Source organism: Halomonas denitrificans (assembly GCA_019800895.1).
GTDB lineage: Bacteria > Pseudomonadota > Gammaproteobacteria > Xanthomonadales > Wenzhouxiangellaceae.
Window position 1 is genome coordinate 898,366 of the sequence record JAHVKF010000003.1, and the last position, 21,394, is coordinate 919,759.

Here is a 21,394-nt window from a genome sequence, read left to right on the forward strand (position 1 = left end):
TCTTGCAGGAACCTTCGTATTTCAATGACTGAATCTTTTGCCGAACTATTCGAACAGAGCCTGAATGAAGCCAACCTGCGCCCCGGTGCCATCGTCACCGGCCGCGTGGTCGATATCCGCGACGACGTCGTGGTCATCAATGCCGGACTGAAGTCCGAGGGCATCGTCCCGATCCACCAGTTCCGCAAGCCGGACGGCGAGCTGGAAGTGGAGCTGGGCGACGATGTCGAAGTGTCGCTGGACGCCGTCGAGGACGGCTTCGGCGAGACCCGCCTCTCGCGTGAGAAGGCCAAGCGTTCCCGCATCTGGGACACGCTGGAGCTGGCGTCCGAGAAGGAAGAGAACGTCATCGGCCAGATCACCGGCAAGGTGAAGGGCGGCTTCACCGTCAGCATCGACGGCATCCGGGCATTCCTCCCGGGCTCGCTCGTCGACGTTCGGCCGGTGCGCGATCCGAGCTACCTCGAGGGCAAGGACCTCGAGTTCAAGATCATCAAGCTGGATCGTCGCCGCAACAACCTGGTCGTTTCCCGCCGCGCCGTGGTCGAGCACGAGTTCGCCGCCGAGCGCGAAGACCTGATCGAACGCCTGGAAGAGGGCGCGGTCGTCAAGGGCGTGGTCAAGAACCTCACCGACTACGGCGCGTTCCTGGACCTCGGCGGTATCGACGGCCTGCTGCACATCACCGACATGTCCTGGAAGCGCGTCCGCCATCCGTCCGAAGTGGTCGAGGTCGGCGACGAGCTGGAAGTCCGCGTGCTGCGCTTCGACCGCGAACGCATGCGCGTCTCGCTGGGCCTGAAGCAGCTGGGCGAGGATCCCTGGGACAACATCGATCGGCGCTACCCGCCGAGCTCGCGCCTGTTCGGCCGCGTCACCAACATCACCGACTACGGCTGCTTCGTCGAGATCGAGGATGGTGTCGAGGGCCTGGTCCACGTCTCCGAAATGGACTGGACCAACAAGAACGTCAACCCGAACAAGGTCGTGCACATCGGCGAAGAGGTCGAGGTCATGGTGCTGGACGTCGATCCGGAGCGCCGCCGCATCTCGATGGGCATGAAGCAGGTCAAGCCGAACCCCTGGGAAGCCTTTGCCGCCCTGCACAACAAGGGCGACAAGGTCTCCGGCACGATCAAGTCGATCACCGACTTCGGCATCTTCATCGGCCTGGAAGGCGACATCGATGGCCTGGTCCACTTGTCCGACATCTCGTGGATGACCCCGGGCGAGGAAGCGATCCGCAACTTCCGCAAGGGTGAGGAAGTGGAAGCCGTGGTGCTGGCCGTGGATCCCGAGCGGGAGCGCATCTCGCTGGGCATCAAGCAGCTGGACCAGGATCCGTTCGCGACCTTCATGGCCGAGCATCCGCGCGGTTCGATCGTCACCGGTCGCGTGCGCGAGATCGACGAACGCGGTGCGGTCGTCGAGCTGGCCGACGGCGTCGATGGCTACCTGAAGGCCAACGACATGCTCAAGGAGCGCGTCGACGATGCCACGAAGGTGTACAAGGTCGGCGACGAAGTCGAAGCCAAGTTCGTGGCCCTGGACCGCAAGTCCCGCAACCTGACGCTGTCGGTTCGGGCCAAGGACGAGGATGAACTCGCCGATGCGGTCGACCAGTACCAGGCGCCGAAGGCCGGCAGCACCAAGCTGGGCGAACTCCTGCGCGAGCAGCTCGGCAAGGACTGATCCACGCCTACCTTCCGGGCCGCCGCGCCGCGCGGCGGCCCGTTGCAACCGGCACTCGAACCGTAACCATTCGGCTGAAGGGACCCCGTCGACCCATGACCAAGTCGGAACTGATCGATAAGCTTGCGGCTGACCAGAAGCACCTGAGTCACGCGGACGTCGACCTTGCGGTTCGGTCGATCATCGATCAGATGAGTGCGACGCTGGCAAGCGGCGACCGGATCGAGATCCGCGGGTTCGGCAGCTTTTCACTCCATTTCCGCCCCCCTCGCATGGGGCGCAACCCGAAGACCGGCGAAGCGGTCGCTCTTCCGGGAAAGCACGTTCCCCACTTCAAGCCCGGCAAGGAGCTTCGCGAGCGCGTCAACGACGCCGCGCAAGCGGCGCGGGACTGACCATGCTGCGCTGGTTCTTCGCCCTGATCGTGATCGCGGGCGCGGCGCTCGGGCTGCTGCTCGGCGTGCTCAACGCCGATCCGGTGGTGCTCGATCTCGGCCTTGTGCGCTGGGAAGCCTCGCTGGGTGCGGTCGTGGCCGCCGCGGTCGGGCTCGGGATGTTGATCGGACTTCTCGCCGGCGCCGTTCTGGGCCGGTTGGGACGGCGGCGCCGGGCGCCATCAGTCGGCACGACGTTGCCGACCGATGAATGAACTGACCTGGATCGCGCTCGCGTTGTTGCCGGTCGCTGCAGCCAGCGGCTGGTGGCTGGCGAGGCGCTACCCGGATCCCGGACAGCGGCGTCACGACAGGTCCCTGTCGAAGAACTACTTCCGCGGCCTCAACTATCTGCTCAACGAGGAGCCCGACAAGGCCATCGAGGTCTTTCTCCGCCTGGCCGATGTCAACCGCGATACGGTCGAGACCCACCTGGCGCTGGGCAACCTGTTCCGTCGCCGCGGCGAGGTCGACAAGGCCATCCATTTTCACCGGCACATCATGACCCGCTCCCAGCTGTCCGAGCAGCACCGGACCCAGGCGCTGCTCGAACTGGGCGAGGACTACATGCGCGCCGGCTTGCTGGACCGGGCCGAGAAGCTGTTCAGCGAACTGGCGCGGGAAGGGCGCTTCTCGGAGACCGCCGTCCGCAGCCTGCTGGCGATCTACCAGCAGGAAAAGGACTGGCCCGGCGCGATCGTCCAGGCTCGCACCCTGGAACGGGTCACCGGCGAATCGACGGCCGCGCTTTCGGCGCAGTTCCACTGTGAATTGGCCGAACAGGCGCGTCGGGCCGGCGATCGGGATACGGTCAGGAGTCACCTGGCGTCGGCCCGCAGTTACCGCTCCGATTGCGCCCGGGCGCACCTGATCGAAGCCCGCCTGGCCTTCGACGAGAAGCGCTGGGCCGAGGCGATCGAGGCCGACCGCGCGGCCTGCGAGCAGGACCCCGACCTGGTCGCCCTGGTCCTCGAGCGGCTGATCGACGCCCATGCCGAACTGGATCGCTCCGAGGAGCTGGTCGATTTCCTGCAACGGATGGAGCAGCGCTCGACCACGGCCGCACCGCTGCTCGGGCTGGCGCGCCTCGAAGCCGAGCGCGCTCCGGAGGTCGCCATCGAGTTGCTGCTCGAAGGCCTGCAGAAGCGGCCGAGCGTTCGCGGTCTGCGCTATCTGCTGGATCTGATGCACCGGCACGGCCAGCGGCTCGATGCCATCGACCCGGACCTGCTGACGCGGCTGATGGATCGCCTCATGGACGGCCAGCCCCGGTTCCGCTGCGTCGACTGCGGCTTCAGCGGCCAGACCTGGCATTGGCAGTGCCCGAGCTGCCGGGGCTGGGAATCGACCCGGCCCGTGATCGGGGTGCTCGGCGAGTGACCGCGGCCTCCTGGATGTCGCTGGTCGCCGCATTCGTGCTGACGTTGGTGCTGACTCCGTTGGCGCGTGCCTATGCCCGCCGCCGGGGGCTGATCGACCAGCCGGGCCCGCGCCGCAGCCACGTTGCGCCGGTCGCCCGCGGCGGCGGAGTTGCGCTGGCCGTCGGCGTGGGCGCCGCTGCGCTGATGATTCCGCCGGTTCCGGGCGGCGCGGCGTTCCCGGTCGGATTGCTGGCGATCGTCGCACTGGGGTTTGCCGACGATCACCGGCCGCTGCGCGTCGCGATCCGCCTGCCGGTCCAGCTTGCCGTCGCTGCCGCGCTGGTCGCCGCCGTGGGGGGCGTGCCCGTCATCGAGTTCGCCGGGCAGTCGATCGGACCGTGGCTGGCCTGGACACCGCTGGCCGTGCTGGCCATCGTCTGGATGATCAACCTGTTCAATTTCATGGACGGCTCGGACGGTCTGGCGAGCGGCCAGGCGGCGTTCAGCGGGCTGGTGCTGGCGCTCGGCTTCCTGGATGCCGGCGAGACCGGGCTCGGGGCCCTGGCCGGCGCGCTCGCGGCCGCCTCGCTGGCCTTCCTGTTCTGGAACCGGCCGCCGGCGCGAATCTTCCTCGGCGACTCCGGTTCGCTGACCCTGGGCTACGTGCTCGCCTTCCTCGCGCTGGCCGGGACCGTGACCGGATCCGTGTCGGTCTGGGCCGCGGCAATCGCGGTGTCGCCGTTCGTGATCGACGCTACCGCGACGCTGCTCGCGAGGCTGGTTTCGGGACGTGAATGGTATACTCCGCACCGCGATCACGCCTACCAGTGCCTGATCCGCATGGGCTGGAGCCATGCCCGCGTTCTCGGCGCACTGGTGGTTCTCGACCTCGCGGTCGTGCTGCCGGCTTTCGTGCTCGCATCGAAGGTTCCGGCGTGGGACGCGGCGATCGCAGCGTGCACAGGGGTCATGCTGCTCGCGATCTGGTCGGCGGCCAGGCAGCGAGCGAAGGCGGAGAACAGGGACGAATGAACTTTCGCGTGCTCAGGCGTACGCCGCGGTACCAGAACATCCGGGTCTTCGTCATCCTCCACGACCTGCTCGTGGCCGTGGGCGCGTGGTTCGCGGCGCGCTGGGCCGCCGCAGCGGTGCTCGGCGTCGCGTGGCCGTCGACCGCCCAGCTCCTGGCCGAGTCCGCGCTGCTGATTGCGCTGCAGGCGCTGATCCACTGGCGGGTGGGCCTGTACCGCGGGCTGTGGCGCTTCGCCAGTCTTCCCGATCTCGGCAACCTCGTCCGGGCTTCGCTGCTGGGCGCGGTCGCGGCGGCCACCGTGCTGCTCGCCTTGGACGTGCCGTCGCGCGATCTGGTGCCGTTGCTGTGGCTGTATCCGACGCTGTTGCTGCTCGCGCTCGGACTTCCCCGGCTGGTCTTCAGGACGATCAAGGACATGCGGACCGAGGTCCGCTGGCGGCGCGCCAGCCAGCGCACCGTGATCCTCGGCGCGGGCCGGTCGGCGCGCCTGCTGCTGCCCGAATTGCGTCGCCGCGGCGGCTTCGAAGTGGTCGGCTTCCTCGACGACAACGAGCGCCTGCGCAACGCCGAAATCGACGGCGTACCGGTGATCGGCAGCATCGACCGTCTGCCGCGCGTCGTGCGCGAAGCCGCGGTCGACCTCGCGGTGATCGCCATTCCGTCGGCCACCAACATGCAGATGCAGCGGATCGTCGAGCTCTGCGAGCAGGCCGGCATCGAGTTCAAGACCCTTCCGACGCTCAAGGAGCTCGGTGCCAGCATCACCCGCTTCGAAGACCTGAAGCCGGTCGCGATCGACGACCTGCTCGGCCGCGATCCGGTTTCGCTGGACTGGAATGCGATCCGCTCGGGCCTGGCCGGAAAGCGGGTCCTGGTCACCGGCGGCGGCGGATCGATCGGCGCCGAGCTGTGCCGGCAGATCGCCCGGCTCGATCCGGCCGGCCTGGTGGTGCTGGACAGTTCCGAGTACAACCTCTACCGGATCGATTACCGGCTGCGCAAGGAATTCCGCGACCTGGTCATGGACAGCGTGCTCGGCGACGTCTGCGACCCGGCGACCGTCGAGCGCGTGGTGTCCCGCCATCGGCCCGAAGTGATCTTCCACGCCGCGGCGTACAAGCACCTGCCGATGCTGCAGAACCAGGTCCGGGAAGCCTTCCGGAACAACGTGCTCGGTACCGTGCGGATGGCCGACGCGGCGCGGCGTCACGGGGTCAGGACCTTCGTCCTGATCTCGACCGACAAGGCGGTCAACCCCTGCAACGTGATGGGCGCGACCAAGCGTGTGGCCGAGCTCTATTGCCAGCACAGCAACCGTCACGCCCGGGGCCACCAGGCCGGCGAGGAGGGGAGGGACGGCGAAACCCGGTTCATCACCGTTCGCTTCGGCAACGTCCTCAATTCGACGGGCTCGGTGGTTCCGCTGTTCAACGAGCAGATCCGCGCCGGCGGTCCGGTCACCGTGACGCACCCGGAAATCTCGCGTTACTTCATGACCATCGCCGAGGCCGGCCAGCTGATCCTCCAGGCCGCCGTGCTGGGCGAGGGCGGTGAGGTGTTCGTGCTCGACATGGGTGAGCCGGTCCGGATCGGCTACCTCGCCGAACAGCTCATCCGGTTGGCCGGCAAGGAACCGGGGCGGGACATCGAGATCGTCTACACCGGGCTGCGTCCGGGCGAGAAGCTGTTCGAGGAACTGTTCCACGAACACGAGGCCTACGCCAAGACCGGTCACGAGAAGATTCTCCTCGCCCGCAACGCGTATCCCGATATCGCCGGCTTCGAGCAACGCCTGCGGCAGGCCGAGCAGGCGGTCCGCCAGTACGACTCGGAGGCCATCCGGGACGTGCTGATGCAGCTGGTGCCCGAGCTCGAGCGCGTGCCTGCGCGCGAGCGCAAGGTGATCCCGCTCGGATGACAGTGCCCGGATGATGGAGTTCGGATGACGGACACGGGGCACGCACCGCCGCTGCGGCCACGCCCGGTCGACGAAGGGGGGCGGGTCGAGTTCTTCGAGTTCGTCTCGTCCGAGCTGGCCGGCAATCCGCTCGGCGACCCGACGCGGCGCAGTGTGGCGGTCTACCTCCCCCCCGGCTACGACGCCGATCGGCGCCGCTACCCGGTGCTGTGGTCCTTGCCGGCCTATACCAGTTCCGGCCCGGCCCAGGTGGCCTGGCGCAACCACGGCGAAACACTCCCCCAGCGCCTCGATCGTCTGATCGCCCGCGGTGAGATGGCGCCCGTGCTGTGCGTCATGCCCGACACCTACACCGCACTCGGCGGCAACCAGTTCGTCGATTCGCCGGCCATCGGCCACTACGCGCGCTACCTGGCCGACGAGCTGATCCCCGAAGTGGACCGGCGCTATCGCACGATCGCCGACCCCGGCGGCCGCGCCGCCTTCGGAAAGTCCTCCGGGGGCTTCGGCGCGCTGCACCTCGCGCGGACCCGCCCGGGCCTGTTCGGTGCGGTGGCCAGCCACGCGGGCGATGCCGGCTTCGATCGGGTCTACCTGCGCGATTTCCCGGCCGCCTGCGACGAGCTGGCGCGGCACGACCGCGACCTGGAAGCCTTCGTGCGGGCGTTCTGGCGGTCGAGACGGCCATCGGGGCGCATGTTCCACACGCTGATGGTGCTGTGCCTGGCGGCAAGCTACTCGCCGGACGCGGACCGGCCGCTGGGTCTCGCGCTGCCCTTCGACCTGGAAACCGCCCGGCTCGACGAGGCGGTCTGGCAACGCTGGCTGGCGTTCGACCCGGTCCACTGGCCCGACCGGGACCTCGACGTGCTGGCGGCCCTCGGCGGGCTCTGGATCGACGCCGGCAGCCGGGACCAGTACTTCATCCACTACGGCACCCGTGAATTCCACCGGCGGCTCGAGGCAGCGGGAATCGACCATTGCCACGAGGAGTTCGACGGCACCCACAGCGGCATGGACGTGCGCTTCGACCGCTCGCTGCCCTGGCTGGTCGGTCGCCTCAAACAGGACTGATTCGGTACGATATACTTCGTGCAGACGTTTCGCAGCGATTGCCCATGTTGACCGTGACCCCCACTGCGCGCGATTACTTCGCCCGGCTGCTCGAAGAACAACCGCCGAAGACCGGCCTGAGGCTGGTGGTTCGCGATCCCGGCACGCCCCATGCGGACGTGGAGCTCAATTACTGTCCTGCCGGTCGTGAAGCCGCGGACGACGAGGCCCACGACTGCGGCAGCTTCACCCTGTTCGTGGAACGCGACAGCAGCGCGGCCCTCAGCGGCGCGATGATCGATTTCGAGACCGACGAGACCGGCGGTGAACTCAGCATCCGAGCCCCGGGCCTGAAGGGTCGGGCGCCCGGAGCCGATGCGCCGCTGTCCGAGCGCGTGGCCTGGGTGCTCGATACGCGCGTCAATCCGATGGTCGCCGGGCACGGCGGCCGGGTGGGGCTGGTGGAAGTGACCGAGGATCGTGACGTGGTCCTGCAGTTCGGCGGCGGCTGCCATGGCTGCGGAATGGTCGACGTGACCCTGAAGCAGGGCATCGAGACCCAGCTGCGCGAGGCCGTGCCGGAAATCCGGAACGTAGTCGATGCTACCGATCATTCGACCGGCAGCAAACCCTATTACTGAGTGCCGGACTACTGATCGCAGGCGACCGGCGGGCCCGGCTCTCTTCCATGGGATGCGGTGATTCCATCCGGTGGGCGGGCCGCCCGGCGAGATCCGGCCGGCTCTGACCAGGACGACACGGATGTCGCTCGCGGCCCGGCCGCGGACGCCGCCCTCAGAACGCGTTGTGCCCCGTCAGTTCGCGTCCGACGACCAGCTGATGGATGGTCTCGGTGCCCTCGTAGGTGATGACCGATTCCAGGTTCAGCATGTGGCGGATCGGGACGTACTCGAGCGTGATGCCGGAGCCGCCGAGCAGGTCGCGACATTCGCGTGCGATATCGAGCGCCATGCGCACGTTGTTCCATTTCGCCAGGCTGACCTGGGTCGGGTGCATTTCACCGGCATCCTTGAGCCGGCCGAGGCGGAGCGACATCAACTGTGCGCCGGTGATCCGCCGGGCCATGTCCGCCAGGCGCAGCTGGACGGCCTGGTTGGCCGACAGCGGGCGCCTGAACAGCTCTCGATCCTCGGCGTATCGCAGCGCTTCGGCCAGGCAGGCCTGGGCGGCGCCGATCGGGCCCCAGGTGATGCCGTAGCGGGCCTGGGTCAGGCACGACAGCGGGCCCTTCAGCCCCTTGACGTTCGGCAGCCTGTTGGCGTCGGGCACCCGGACGTTGTCGAAGTACAGCTCCGAGGTGATCGAGGCGCGCAGCGACATCTTGGCCTTGACGTCGCGGGCCTCGAAGCCGTCGGAATCGGTCTCGACGATGAATCCCTGGATGCCGTCGTCGGTCCGTGCCCAGACGATCGCGATCTGGGCGATCGAGCCGTTGGTGATCCACATCTTGGCGCCGTTGAGGATCCAGTCGTCGCCGTCCTTCTTCGCGTGGGTCTTCATGTTGGCCGGGTCGGAGCCGCCGTGCGGTTCGGTCAGGCCGAAGCAGCCGATCACCTCGCCGCTGGCCATCCGCGGCAGCCACTGTTCCTTCTGGGCTTCGGAGCCGAAGGCGTGGATCGGGTACATGCACAGCGATGACTGGACCGAAACGAAGCTGCGCAGGCCGGAATCGCAGCGCTCGAGTTCCTGGCAGATCAGCCCGTAGCTGACCGAGTTCAGGCCGGCACAGCCGTAGCCATCGAGGCTGGAGCCGAGCAGGCCGAGCTCGGCGATTTCCGGCACCAGCTCGGAGGGAAACCGCCCCTCGTCGAAGCATTCCGCGATCAGCGGCATCGCCTTGGAGTCGACGAAGCGCGCCACCGATTCGCGGATCATCCGCTCCTCGTCGGTCAGTTCGTCGGCGATACGGTAGAGGTCGAGCGGATCGAGTGCGGGCATGGCGATTCGGCGTCGTGTGAAGGGGGCAGGTCGGAGGTCCGACATGAACCGGAATTGTACATCCCGCGCCTGCATGCGAGGTGGTCGGGCGGCTATAATGGGCGGATCGTTTCAACCAATCGGAATGGATACTGATGCGACGTCGACTGATCGCCCTGATGCTGCTGCTCGGGCTCCCGCTGACTGCGCTGGCCGACGGCGACGCGGCCCGCGGCGAGCAGCTCTCCTACACCTGCACCGGCTGCCATGGCATCCCGTTCTACAAGAACGTCTACCCGACCTACACGGTGCCCCGGCTCGGCGGCCAGAACCAGGAGTACATCGTCGCGGCGCTGAAGGCCTACCGCTCCGGCGAACGCCAGCACGCGACCATGCAGGCCCAGGCCAACACCCTGTCGGACCAGGACATCGAGGACATCGCCGCCTACTTCGCGTCGCTGGCCACGCTGGAAGGAGACGCATCATGAACCGGTTCAGCATGGCACAGCTCACCGCATTCATCGCGGTCCTGGCCGCCACCGGCCTCGGCACCGTCGACGCCCAGGCGGCAGGCAACGCGCAGCGCGGCCTGGAGAAATCCCAGGTCTGCCAGTCCTGCCACGGACGCAACGGCGACGAAGCCCTCCAGCCGAGCTACCCGATCCTCGCCGGCCAGCATGCCGACTACCTCGTTCATGCGCTGAAGGCCTACCGCTCGGGCGACCGCCAGAACGCCGTCATGGCCGGCTTTGCCGCCAACCTCAGCGATCAGGACATCGAGGACCTCGCGGCCTGGTTCGCGAGCCAGGACGGCCTCGTCGACCTGACGATCGACTGACTCCGCGTTGATCCGACCGACGAGCCGGCCCCGGCTCGGCCGGTCGTGACGACCCCCAAGACTTCCCGGCCCGGCCACGATGCCGGGCTTTTTCGTTCCAGCGCAGTCTCGCCACGGGGAGGGCTTGCGGTAGAGTCGAGGCTCTCGTGCCGGCCAATTTCAAACGCGTTTCGCCACGCGCGCTGCGCCCGCTTGCTGGCGAGGTACTTTTGACAATCGTCTCAAAAGTACCCAAAAGCGCTTTTAAAAGCGGTACGAAGAGAGCGGGGTTGCCCGTCAGGTCGAGGCGCGGCGCAGAAAATCGCTTACCGCGCTGAGACACGAGAAGCTGTCGAGCGCCAGTCGTTGGCTACCGGGCGAGGGATCGAAGCCCGATCCCCTCGTCGGAGGGAGCAATCCCGAGGTCGCTGCCCGCCCGGAGTGTTTTCCTCACCGCGTCCACCCTGGGTAACCCTGGAGGTTGCGACCAACAGCTTCCCCTTTCCCGAGGCCGACCACCGAGTATTGTCGCCACGGCGTACCCGGGGATTTCGCCCCTCGATACGACCCGCTTTTGAAGAGCGCTCTTACCTTCTTTTGTTGCGCCTGACAAAAGAAGGTCGCCCGCAAGCGCGAAGCGCGGGGCGAAATGCTTCTAGGGGTCGATTCTCTTTTCGATCGTCAGAGAACCCGGCAACAAGAGCGTTCAGCGCGTCAGGGCGCCGCGCCGCACAGAGACGAGGGCCGTTGCGTGGAAACACACAACGGCTCCCGACCGACCTCAGGTCAAAATAATAGAAACATGGTGCCGAGGAGAGGACTCGAACCTCCACGGGTTGCCCCACCAGGACCTAAACCTGGCGCGTCTACCAGTTCCGCCACCTCGGCGCGGTGCGAATTGTAGCGCGTAGCGCGGCGTGGCCGCGGGGCGGCCAGTCGAGCGTCACAGGATGCTGTCGACCGACCCGGGCGTCGTTTCGAGAAAGTGCACCTGGGGATGGTGCCGAGGGGGAGACTCGAACTCCCACGTCCTAACGGACACTAGCACCTGAAGCTAGCGCGTCTACCAATTCCGCCACCTCGGCATAAAAGAAGTGGCCGAGGCAAGGGGGGAACCTCGGCCACAATCCGGCTCGGGGAAGGGGGGAACCCCAGACCGGAGACGAAATTCTAACCCGTCACGCAGTCATGTCAAGAGTACTCCGTCACAAAACGACACATCCGCGACCCGCTTTTCCGCGGCGTTCACGCCCCGGTTTCGCCGACGTTCGGGCATCGATCGGCGCGATGGACCGGGGCCGGAGCAGCGGTCGTTTCGCGCCCCGCGGGAGGGGGTCGTCGCGAAGCGTTCCGGGCCGTTCGAACCGCTCACGCGCCCTGGCGGAACGAGCGCGTGGACACGGGTCGATCCACGCCCCGGTGCTATACTTCAACGCTTGATCGAGCGAAGCTTCGGCCGGCCCCGTACGGGTGTCGGTCGGCCGGAATTCTTCGCCATTGGGCCCGCACCGAAAGGACGATATTCAGCATGGATTTCAGATTGACCGAAGAACAGCAGATGATCCAGGCCGCGGCGCACGAGTTCGCCCAGGAACGGATCGCGCCGGTCGCCGCCGAGTTCGACGAATCGGGGGAATTCCCGCTCGAGAACATCCGGGCGATGGGCGAGCTCGGCCTGATGGGCATCGAGGTTCCCGAGGCGTACGGCGGCGCCGGACTCGACACGATCGGCTACGCGCTGGCGCTGATGGAGATCTGCGAGGCCGACGCGGCGCACGGCACGATCATGAGCGTCAACAACTCGCTGTTCTGCAACGGCATCCTGAAGCACGGCACCGAGGACCAGAAGCAGAAGTACGTCCGCGCGGTCGCTACCGGCGAGGCGATCGGCGCCTACGCGCTGACCGAGCCGCAGTCCGGGTCCGATGCCTCCAACATGAAATCCCGCGCGGTCAAGTCCGACGACGGCAGCCACTACGTGATCGACGCACGCAAGTCGTGGATCACGTCCGGCCCGCATGCCGACTACATCGTGCTGTTCGCGATGACCGATCCGGATGCCGGGGCCAAGGGCGTGTCGGCATTCATCATCGACACCACCGTCGAGGGTTTCTCCCGCGGCAAGACCGAGCCGAAGCTGGGAATCCGCGCCTCCGCGACCTGCGAGATCGAACTGGACGGCTACAAATGTCCGGCCGATTGCCTCTTGGGCAAGGAAGGCGAGGGCTTCAAGATCGCGATGGGCGTGCTCGACGCCGGTCGCATCGGCATCGCGGCGCAGGCCGTCGGCATTGCCCAGGCCGCGTACAAGGCCAGCCTGGAATGGTCGCGCGACCGCAAGGCCTTCGGTCGCGAGATCGGGAGCTTCCAGATGATCCAGGCGAAGATCGCCGACATGAAGTGCCGGCTCGAAGCCGCCCGCCTGCTGACCCTGCGAGCCGCCTGGGCGAAGATCCAGTCGCAGGAAACCGGCGCACGCTTCACGGTCGATGGATCGATGGCCAAGCTGGTCGCGTCCGAGGCGTGCATGTACATTACCCATCAGGCCGTCCAGATCCACGGCGGCATGGGCTACAGCAAGGAAATGCCGGTGGAACGCTACTTCCGCGACGCCAAGATCACGGAAATCTACGAGGGCACGAGCGAGATCCAGCGGATGGTCATCGGCCGGCAGGAGACCGGCCTGAGATAGTCGCGAGATCATCGCGTCGGGCGCGGCGGGGAGCCGCCGCCGCGCACACGCCACGCATCCAACGTCGGGGTAGACGAAGATGTCAGAGTCAGGGCGCTCGCGCCGCAAGCAGGGCGCAGCCAACAGCCAGAAGCACGACAAGCATGACAAGAGCAGCACCCGCCGGGAGGTCCAGCGCGTCCTCGATGCGCTCGAGGCGCAGCCGGGAAAGGTCGATCCGGCCTTTGCCCGCGCGTTCCTCCGCAACCTGCCGGCGATCGAGCCGGAAGAGTTGCCGCCGGAGGTCCTGGCGCGGATCGTCGCAGGCTTCAGCGAATTCGTCCGGGAACGTCGCATCGGCGACGTCAAGCTGCGCATCTTCAACCCGACCGAAGACGAGCACGGCTGGACCTGCAGCCACAGCGTCGTCGAGATCGTCAACGACGACATGCCGTTCCTGGTGGATTCGGTGGTTCTCGCGCTGTCGCGGTTCGACCTGTCCGTTCACCTGATCATCCATCCGGTGGTCGCGCTCCAGCGCGATCCCGCCGGTCACCTGATGGCGCTTGCCGGCGACACCGATTCGAACGCGCACGCGGAATCGCTGATGCACCTTCAGATCGACCGGCAGACCGCGCCCGACGCGCTGGCGCGCATCGAACGGCGGATCCGGTCGACGCTGGCCGACGTCCGCCGCGCGGTCAAGGACTGGAAGGCAATGCTGGGCAAGGCCGAGGAGATCGCCGGCGAGCTCGCCGACAGCCGATCGGGGCTGGACGACGAAGAGCTGGAAGAGGCGCGCGAGTTCTTCCGCTGGCTGGCCGACGATCACTTCACCTTCCTTGGATACCGCGAGTACGAGATCACCGAGTCCGACGATCGCCGGTTGCTCGAGGTGGTCGAAGGCAGCGGACTGGGCTTGATGCGCGAGGACCATCGCGCCTCGCCCAGCCGGGAGCTGTCGCGCGACTCGGATTCGGGCCGCAAGCACGTCAGCCACCCGATCATCATCACCAAGACCAACGGTCGCTCGACGGTCCACCGCGACGGCTACATGGACTACATCTCCGTGCTGCGCTTCGATGAAGACGGCGGCGTGGCAGGGGAGAAGCGGATCATCGGGCTGTTCACGTCCGGGGCCTACATCCGCCGTTGCCAGGACACGCCCCTGGTCCGCCGCAAGGTCCTCGACGTGCTGCGCATGTCCGGGCTGCGGCCGGGCAGCCACGCCGGCAAGGCGCTGTTGCACATCCTCGAGACCCTGCCCCGGGACGAGCTGTTCCAGGCCACCGCCGAGGAGCTGCTGAAGCTCAGCACCGGCATCCTCGACCTGCAGGAACGGACCCAGACCCGCCTGTTCATCCGGCGCGAGCGCTTCGGACGCTTCTATTCCTGCATGGTGTTCATCCCGCGCGACCGGTTCAACACGGAGAACCGGCAGAAGGTGCAGAACATCCTCAAACGCGCGCTGAAGGGCGAGCGGCTCGATTTCTCGGTCCAGGTCGGCGAATCCAAGCTGGCCCGGATGCATGTCATCGTCCGCTCCAAGGGCGAACCGCCGGCGGTGATCGATACGGCCGAGATCGAGTCGAAGATCAAGCTGGCGATCCGCTCCTGGACCGACGAACTCGGTGAAATCCTGGTACGAAACTGCGGCGAAGAGCAGGGCCTCGAACTGCTGCGTCGCTTCGGCCAGGCGTTCCCGCTCAGCTACCAGGGCGACGTGGCGCCCCACGTGGCCAGCTTCGACGTGATGGCCGCAGCGCGCCTTCGCCACATCAGCGACCTGCAGATGAGCCTGTACAAGCCGCGCCGCCGGCTCAAGGGCATCCTGCGGTTCAAGCTGTTCAAGTACGACCAGCCGATCCCGCTGTCGGACGTGTTGCCGATGCTCGAGAACCTCGGCATGCGCATCGTTTCCGAACGGCCGTACGAGCTGAAGATGGCCGACGGCAACGTGATCTGGATCCAGGACTTCGACATGCGTCCCCCGGGCGGGACCGATCTCAATCTCGACCTGGTCCGCGATCACTTCCAGGACGCCTTCGAGCAGACCTGGCGCGGCCGCAACGAGAACGACGGCTTCAATCGCCTGGTCCTCCTGGCCAAGCTCAGCTGGCGCCAGGCCAGCGTGCTCCGGGCCTGCGGCAAGTTCCTGCTGCAGACCGGTTCGCCGTTCTCGCAGACGTACATGGAGCAGACCCTGGCCGCCTGGCCGCTGGTCTCGCGCCTGCTGGTCGAATACTTCGAGGCGCGCTTCGATCCGAGTCGCACCGAGGAGACCGCCAAGCAGCGGGCCGCAGGTCGCAAGCAGCTGGAAAGCCACTGCAAGGAACTGGCCGAGTCGATCGACGACCCGGTCCTCGACGAGTTTCTCGACGACGTGTACGTTGCGCGCGAGACGGGCGATCGCGAAGACGACGCGCAGACCGTCCGCGTTGCCATCCTGCGAACGATGGACTCGATCTCCAGCGCCGACCAGGACCGCATCCTGCGCAGCTTCGCCGACGTGTTCCGGGCCATGCTCCGGACCAACGCGTTCCAGCTCGACGCCCGCGGCCAGCCCCACGACTACATGAGCTTCAAGTTCGATTCGGCGCGGCTGCCGGACCTGCCGCGGCCGCGGCCGTTCCGCGAGGTGTGGGTCTATTCGCCTCGGGTCGAGGGCGTGCACCTGCGCGGCGGCATGGTGGCGCGCGGCGGGCTGCGCTGGTCGGACCGGCGCGAGGACTTCCGGACCGAGGTCCTCGGCCTGCTCAAGGCGCAGACCGTCAAGAACACCATGATCGTGCCGGTCGGCGCCAAGGGCGGATTCTTCCCGAAGCGGCTGCCCGAAACCGACGACCGCGACGAGATCATGGCCGAAGTCGTCTACTGCTACCGTTCGTTCATCAACGGGCTGCTCGATCTCACCGACAACCTCGACGGCGACCGGATCGTGCCGCCCGAAGGCGTGGTGCGCCACGACGGCGACGACCCGTACCTGGTGGTGGCCGCCGACAAGGGCACGGCCACGTTCTCCGACATCGCCAACGCGATTTCCGCCGAGCACGATTTCTGGCTCGGCGATGCGTTCGCCTCGGGCGGGTCGAACGGCTACGACCACAAGGGCATGGGCATCACCGCCAAGGGCGCCTGGGAGTCGGTCAAACGGCATTTCCGCGAACTGGGCCTCGACACCCAGAGCGAACCCTTCGACGTGGTCGGGATCGGCGACATGTCCGGTGACGTGTTCGGCAACGGCATGCTGCTCTCGCGACACATCCGCCTGAAGGCCGCCTTCAACCACATGCACATCTTCCTCGACCCCGATCCGGACCCCGAGACGTCCTTCGAGGAGCGCAAGCGCATGTTCGAGCTGCCGCGGTCGAGCTGGAGCGACTACGACAGCAAGCTGATCTCCAGGGGCGGCGGCGTGTTCTCGCGCCAGTCCAAGACCATTCCGATCTCGCCCGAGGTCCGCGAGTGGCTCGGCATCGAGGACGAGGAGCTGGCGCCGCATGCGCTGATCAAGAAGCTGCTGACCGCCGATTACGACCTGCTGTGGAACGGCGGCATCGGCACCTACGTCAAGGCCCAGTCGCAGTCGAACGCCGATGTCGGCGATCTCGCCAACAACCCGGTCCGGGTCGACGGTCGCGAACTGCGCTGCCGGGTGGTCGGCGAGGGCGGCAACCTGGGCCTGACCCAGCGCGGACGGATCGAGTTCGCGCTAAACGGCGGAAGGGTCAACACCGACTTCATCGACAATTCGGCCGGCGTCGACTGCTCCGACCACGAAGTCAACATCAAGATCCTGCTCAACCAGGCGGTGACCGCCGGCCGGATGACGCTGGACGAACGCAACGCCCTGCTGCGCGAGATGACCGACGAGGTCGAGCAGCTGGTGCTGCGCTCCAACTACCTGCAGACCCAGGCGCTGAGCATGATGGAGTCGATGACTTCGACCCGTCTCGGCGCCGAAGCGCATTTCATCACCATGCTCGAACACCAGGGCGTGATCGACCGCGACCTCGAGGACCTGCCGGACGAGGAAGAGCTGCGCGAGCGGGTCGCCCGCGGCCAGGGGCTGACCCGGCCGGAGCTGGCGGTGCTGTTCTCCTTCAGCAAGATCACGCTGTACCAGGACCTGGTCGACTCGGAGGTGCCCGAGGATCCCTACCTGTCGCGCGAGCTGGAGGACTACTTCCCCCGGCCGCTGCGCGAAGCGCACGCCGACCTGATGACCGAGCACCGCCTGAAGCGCGAAATCATCGCGACCCGGGTAACCAACAACCTCATCAACCGGATGGGCGCGTACTTCGCGATGCGGATCAAGGAGGACACCGGTGCGTCGTCGGCCACGGTGGCCAAGGCGTTCACGGTCGCGCGCGAGATCTTCGACGCGCGCGCCGTCTGGCGCAAGCTGGAAACGCTGGACAATGCGGTCGATGCGGAGGCCCAGAACCGGGTCTACCTCGAGCTCTGGAACCTGCTCCGCCAGTCGACTCGCCGCCTGATCACGCTTCCGGGCGGCTTCGCGATCGATATCTCGAGCAAGGTCAACCGCTTCGCGCCCGGCATGAAGGACTTCCGCAACGCGCTGGCCGACATCCTGACCGAGGAAGAGCTCGACGCCATGCGCACGCGCGTGGCCGAGTACGAGACCGAGGGCTTCGATGCCGACTTCGCGCAGCGCTGCGCGGCGCTGGGCTGGATGTACTCGTCGCTGGATATCGTCGACGAGGCACGCAACCTCGATCTCGAAGTCAGGCAGGTCGGCCGGATCTACTTCCGCCTGTTCGACGAGCTGTGCCTGCGCTGGCTGCGCGACAGCGTCGAGGACCTGTCGGTCGAAAAGCAGTGGCACGCGCACGCCCGCGGCAACCTGCGCGATCAGCTGTTCGGTTATCACCGCGTCCTGACCCGTCGCATCCTGACCGAACATCGCGACGCCGAAGACCCGATCAAGGCCTGGTTCGCCCAGCATGCCGACAGCGTCGAGCGAACCCGCGTGATGCTCGACGAGATGCGTGCCACCTCGGGCCAGGACTACGCCACGATGCAGGTCGCCATCCACGGCCTCGGCCAGCTGCTCAGCGCCACCGGCTGAGTCGATGTTCGACGACGGCCCGCTGCGGATCGCCTTCCTGAGCAGTGCTCGCCCGGCCGCTCGCGAGGCGGCCGAGCGGATGATCGAGCGCCACGGCAACGTGCCGGTGGCCGAGGCCGACGTGCTCGTCGCGCTCGGCGGCGACGGGTTCATGCTGCACACGCTGCACGAGAACAGCGATCACCGGATTCCGGTCTTCGGCCTGCATTTCGGCGAGGTGGGCTTCCTGATGAACCGCTTCAGCGAAGAGGACCTCGAGGCGCGGATCCGGGACGCGGCCAGCTTCACCCTCAAGCCGCTCCGGATGCACGTGACCACGCAGGACGGCCGGACCCGCAGCGGGCTCGCGATCAACGAGGTCGCGCTGCTTCGCCAGACCAGCCAGGCCGCCCACGTGCGGATCCGGGTCAACGGCACGGTACGGGTCGATCGCCTGGTCGCCGACGGCGTGCTGGTGGCCACGGCGGCCGGCTCGACCGCCTACAACCTGTCCGCGCACGGACCGATCCTGCCGCTGGGCACCGAGGCCGTCGTCCTGACCCCGATCAGTCCGTTCCGGCCCCGCCGCTGGCGCGGCGCGGTGCTGCCGGCGGCGGCCACGGTGGAGTTCGAGATCCTGAATGCCGAGCGCCGGCCGGTCAGCGCCACCGCCGACTACGACGAAGTGCGCGATGTCGCGCGGGTCGAAGTCACCGAGGACAAGCACGCGGAGCACGTGCTGCTGTTCGATCCGGAGCATTCGCTGGACGAGCGGATACTCAACGAACAGTTCTTGTAGGCCGCTCCCTTGGGGTGCTGCGCTACTGTGGCGCGCCCGTGCACGGCATCCGAACCGTTCGACTCGGTCGCGCGTCCTCGCCGTAGCGCTGCTACGACTGCGGGGCGCTCGGTCGCCGACCGGTCCGGCTCCCGCACCCGAACACGCCTCGCGACGCGCAGCACCCCAAGGGAGCGGCCTGGCTTCTTCCCAAAGGCCTTCTTGAAAGGCGCATTGCTCGGCCGTCGATGCTCGCCGTAGCGCTGTGACGACTGCGCTCCCCTCGGACGCGTCGCCGGGCCCGGTTCGATGATCGAATGGGCACTGCCCGCGATCGTCGCTAGGGCTCGGGGGGCGTCGCTTTGCGCGCCGAGCGGAACGGGTTCGCGAGGAGGGCGATCAGCCCCTGGTCTCGATCGTTCATGTACTCGTCCAGGCCGATCGGCATGGCTTTTTCCGGGTGCTTGGGCTCGGCGCGGTAGCTGCGGAAGAGGCGGTCCCAGATCGAGAGGTGGAAGCCGTAGTTGGTGTCGGTCTCGGTCTTGTCCGGGCTGTGGTGGATGCGGTGCATGCTTGGCGTCACCAGCAGCCAGCGGGTGGCGCGGTCGATCGGCCGGGGCAGGGCGATGTCGGTATGGGTCCAGAGGCTGCCGAGGCTGAGCATCAGTTCGAAGGTCAGGACGGCCAGGGCGCTGGGGCCGAGTGCGGTGATGACGCCGAGCTTCAGGCCCATCGACAGGGCGATTTCCAGCGGGTGGAAGCGCACTGCAGTCGTGACGTCGAAGGCGCGGTCGGCGTGGTGGACGCGGTGCATGCGCCAGAGCAGCGGGATGCGGTGCATCAGGCGGTGCTGCCAGTAGATGACGAGATCCAGCGCGAGAATCGCGATCGCGAACTCGATGATCGGGTGCCAGGCGAGCGCGCCGAAGAGCCCGCCACCGTCGGCATGGACCTGCGCGGCCCAGGCCACCGCCAGGACCGGGAAGGCGAAGCGCAGCACGAGCGTGTCGATGACCCCGAAGGCGAGATTGACCGCCTGTCGTTTCGCCGGCCGGCCGTCGCCACGGAGCGCGAAGCGCCACTGCAGGGCGAGCAGCAGGCCGCCGACGACGAAAAAGGCGAGCAGGCGGATCAGGCCGTCGTCGAGCGGATCGGTCATGCGGCGCCGTCCTTGCCGAGCCGGGCCAGGCGCTCCAGGCATTCGCGCATCCGTTGCTGCGCAGGCGTCGGTGCATCCAGCGCGTCGAGTTCCTCGACCACCGATGCGATGTCGGCGCTCTCGTCCAGGTCCGTGCGCTGCGGAAGTTCCAGCCAGGATGTGGGCGGGGCGTCGATCGCGGCGCGGAACCGCTCGGCGGTCTCCGCCCGGCTGTAGGGAAGGCCGGGCCAGCCTGCGGTGGGGTCCCGGGCCGAGCTGCCGTAGAGCCAGAAGCCGCCGTCGCGGGCCGGGCCGATCGCGTGCCGCTCGGGCGAAGTCAGCCAGTCGACGGCCCGCGAGAGCAGCGCCGGGTCGAGCTGGGGCAGGTCGGCGCCGACCAGCAGCACGGCCGGGTGATCCCGGCGCAGCGCGCGATAGACCCCGGCCATGCGCGCACCGAGATCGCCGGACGGTTGCGCGATGCAGGGTGCATCGGTCCACGGCGTTCGGTCGACGCAGTCGGCTTCGGCGACCGCCCAGCGGCGTGCGAGCTCCGCGGCATCGACCGCTTCGGCCACGCAGGCCAGCGAAGCCCGGTAGATCGACTCGACGGGCGCCGTCCCCAGCCCGCGGGCCAGCCGGGTCTTGATCGGCGAGCGGCCCGGCGTCTTGACGAAGACCGCGACGACCGGCGAAGACGCGTTCATCGGGTTTCGCCCCTTGTCCGTCCGCCGGGCTCACCTTGTCGCGCCCGACGCCACATCGATCGGGTCAGGCGCAGGTGTTCGAAGGTCGTCGCGGCCCAGCCCCGGTCCGCGTAGCGACGCGGCGAGGTGGCCAGGGGCGTGCGGAAGCGCCGGAACCGGACCCCGTGCCGGCGCGCGCGCACCGCGAACTCCAGGTCCTCGCCGCGCGTCCAGGCGGGGTCGAAGCCGCCGACCGTGTCGATGGTCGCGCGGGTCAGGCGCCAGCCCTGGTCACCGAAGGGGAGGTGCAGCCAGCGCGAGCGCAGGTTGGCGCCGATCGCGTTCAGGCGGACCCAGGGCGGCCGCGGCGGGTCGAAGCGGAGGGGATACCAGGCCAGGACGCCGCGTTCGACCGGCGGGGCCGCCTCGGCCAACGCAGCGGCCGACGGCATCGCATCGGCGTGGAGCAGCCAGAGCTGGTCGCTGCGGGCGGCCTGCACGCCGCGATTCAACTGGATCGGCCGGCCCGCTTCTGCGTGCAGCCAGCGGATTCCGAACGGTGGGGCGAAGGCGTCGAGGTCGTCCGGCGCGGCTTCGCAGGCGCTGAGCACGATCTCGTGCGGCGTCGCGAGCGCGCCGAGCGCGTGCAGCAGCGTCCGCCACGCCCGGTCGCCGGGCCCGACCGGGACGATGACGCTCAGCGAATTCGAGGGCAGGCGGTCGATGGCGTGAGTCGTTCGAAGCGGGGCCAGGGACGCGAGCATAGTCGATCGGGCGTCGCAGCCCTGCGTGCCGGTGTCCTGA

Annotated in this window: 17 protein-coding genes and 2 tRNA genes; 13 read left to right on the forward strand and 6 right to left on the reverse strand. The window is 67.7% G+C overall.

Going from position 1 to position 21,394, the window contains the following annotated elements; all coding sequences use genetic code 11:
* Positions 1–24 precede the first annotated feature (24 nt).
* From rpsA to KUV67_12625, 8 genes are all read left to right on the forward strand, one after another.
* Entirely contained in the window at positions 25–1,692 is a 1,668-nt protein-coding gene (gene rpsA, locus KUV67_12590; GenBank protein MBY6205723.1) for a 30S ribosomal protein S1, read from the forward strand.
* A 95-nt stretch (positions 1,693–1,787) separates the two neighbouring features.
* Positions 1,788–2,087: an integration host factor subunit beta gene (locus KUV67_12595; protein MBY6205724.1), complete on the forward strand. Its 300-nt coding sequence runs from the start codon at positions 1,788–1,790 to the stop codon at positions 2,085–2,087.
* A 2-nt stretch (positions 2,088–2,089) separates the two neighbouring features.
* Positions 2,090–2,341 carry a LapA family protein gene (locus KUV67_12600; protein MBY6205725.1) on the forward strand — a complete coding sequence of 84 codons (252 nt, stop codon included), beginning with the start codon at positions 2,090–2,092 and terminating at the stop codon, positions 2,339–2,341.
* Entirely contained in the window at positions 2,334–3,506 is a 1,173-nt protein-coding gene (gene lapB / locus KUV67_12605; GenBank protein MBY6205726.1) for a lipopolysaccharide assembly protein LapB, read from the forward strand. The genes KUV67_12600 and lapB overlap by 8 nt, the downstream gene beginning before the upstream one ends.
* On the forward strand, positions 3,503–4,519 hold the full coding sequence (locus KUV67_12610; protein ID MBY6205727.1) for a hypothetical protein: 1,017 nt from the start codon (positions 3,503–3,505) through the stop codon (positions 4,517–4,519). The genes lapB and KUV67_12610 overlap by 4 nt, the downstream gene beginning before the upstream one ends.
* Positions 4,516–6,438, forward strand: a complete 1,923-nt coding sequence (locus KUV67_12615) for a polysaccharide biosynthesis protein (protein ID MBY6205728.1) — start codon at positions 4,516–4,518, stop codon at positions 6,436–6,438. The genes KUV67_12610 and KUV67_12615 overlap by 4 nt, the downstream gene beginning before the upstream one ends.
* A gap of 24 nt (positions 6,439–6,462) precedes the next feature.
* Positions 6,463–7,512 (forward strand): hypothetical protein, encoded by a 1,050-nt coding sequence (locus tag KUV67_12620; protein ID MBY6205729.1) that lies wholly within the window; start codon positions 6,463–6,465, stop codon positions 7,510–7,512.
* 44 nt (positions 7,513–7,556) lie between these two features.
* Entirely contained in the window at positions 7,557–8,132 is a 576-nt protein-coding gene (locus tag KUV67_12625) for a NifU family protein (GenBank protein ID MBY6205730.1), read from the forward strand.
* Positions 8,133–8,286: 154 nt separating this feature from the next.
* On the opposite strand, the gene KUV67_12630 is transcribed toward KUV67_12625, so the two are convergent.
* Complete coding sequence (locus KUV67_12630; protein MBY6205731.1) at positions 8,287–9,450, reverse strand: acyl-CoA dehydrogenase family protein; 1,164 nt, start codon at positions 9,448–9,450, stop codon at positions 8,287–8,289.
* A gap of 158 nt (positions 9,451–9,608) precedes the next feature.
* Between KUV67_12630 and KUV67_12635 the strand changes: the two genes are divergently transcribed.
* Positions 9,609–9,917, forward strand: a complete 309-nt coding sequence (locus tag KUV67_12635; protein MBY6205732.1) for a cytochrome c — start codon at positions 9,609–9,611, stop codon at positions 9,915–9,917.
* An 11-nt stretch (positions 9,918–9,928) separates the two neighbouring features.
* Positions 9,929–10,267 carry a cytochrome c gene (locus KUV67_12640; GenBank protein MBY6205733.1) on the forward strand — a complete coding sequence of 113 codons (339 nt, stop codon included), beginning with the start codon at positions 9,929–9,931 and terminating at the stop codon, positions 10,265–10,267.
* Between the two features lie 782 nt (positions 10,268–11,049).
* Here KUV67_12640 and KUV67_12645 read toward each other — a convergent pair.
* Together KUV67_12645 and KUV67_12650 are read right to left on the reverse strand one after the other, a co-directional pair.
* Positions 11,050–11,134: transfer RNA gene (locus KUV67_12645), tRNA-Leu, on the reverse strand.
* Positions 11,135–11,244: 110 nt separating this feature from the next.
* Positions 11,245–11,331, reverse strand: a tRNA-Leu gene (locus tag KUV67_12650).
* 443 nt (positions 11,332–11,774) lie between these two features.
* On the opposite strand from KUV67_12650, the gene KUV67_12655 reads away from it, so the two are divergent.
* The 3 genes from KUV67_12655 (at position 11,775) to KUV67_12665 (ending at position 18,787) form a co-directional block, all read left to right on the forward strand.
* Complete coding sequence (locus KUV67_12655) at positions 11,775–12,938, forward strand: acyl-CoA dehydrogenase family protein (protein MBY6205734.1); 1,164 nt, start codon at positions 11,775–11,777, stop codon at positions 12,936–12,938.
* A 79-nt stretch (positions 12,939–13,017) separates the two neighbouring features.
* Entirely contained in the window at positions 13,018–18,009 is a 4,992-nt protein-coding gene (locus KUV67_12660) for an NAD-glutamate dehydrogenase (GenBank protein MBY6205735.1), read from the forward strand.
* Positions 18,010–18,013: 4 nt separating this feature from the next.
* Entirely contained in the window at positions 18,014–18,787 is a 774-nt protein-coding gene (locus tag KUV67_12665; GenBank protein ID MBY6205736.1) for an NAD kinase, read from the forward strand.
* Positions 18,788–19,106: 319 nt separating this feature from the next.
* On the opposite strand, the gene KUV67_12670 is transcribed toward KUV67_12665, so the two are convergent.
* Genes KUV67_12670 through KUV67_12680 form a run of 3 tightly spaced genes read right to left on the reverse strand, consistent with a single transcriptional unit; the run spans position 19,107 to position 21,354 of the window.
* Entirely contained in the window at positions 19,107–19,925 is an 819-nt protein-coding gene (locus KUV67_12670) for a sterol desaturase family protein (protein MBY6205737.1), read from the reverse strand.
* Positions 19,922–20,611, reverse strand: coding sequence for a DUF2064 domain-containing protein (locus KUV67_12675; protein MBY6205738.1), 690 nt, complete (start codon positions 20,609–20,611; stop codon positions 19,922–19,924). Before KUV67_12675 ends, KUV67_12670 begins: the two co-directional genes overlap by 4 nt.
* Positions 20,608–21,354 (reverse strand): hypothetical protein, encoded by a 747-nt coding sequence (locus tag KUV67_12680; GenBank protein ID MBY6205739.1) that lies wholly within the window; start codon positions 21,352–21,354, stop codon positions 20,608–20,610. Before KUV67_12680 ends, KUV67_12675 begins: the two co-directional genes overlap by 4 nt.
* Positions 21,355–21,394 lie beyond the last annotated feature (40 nt).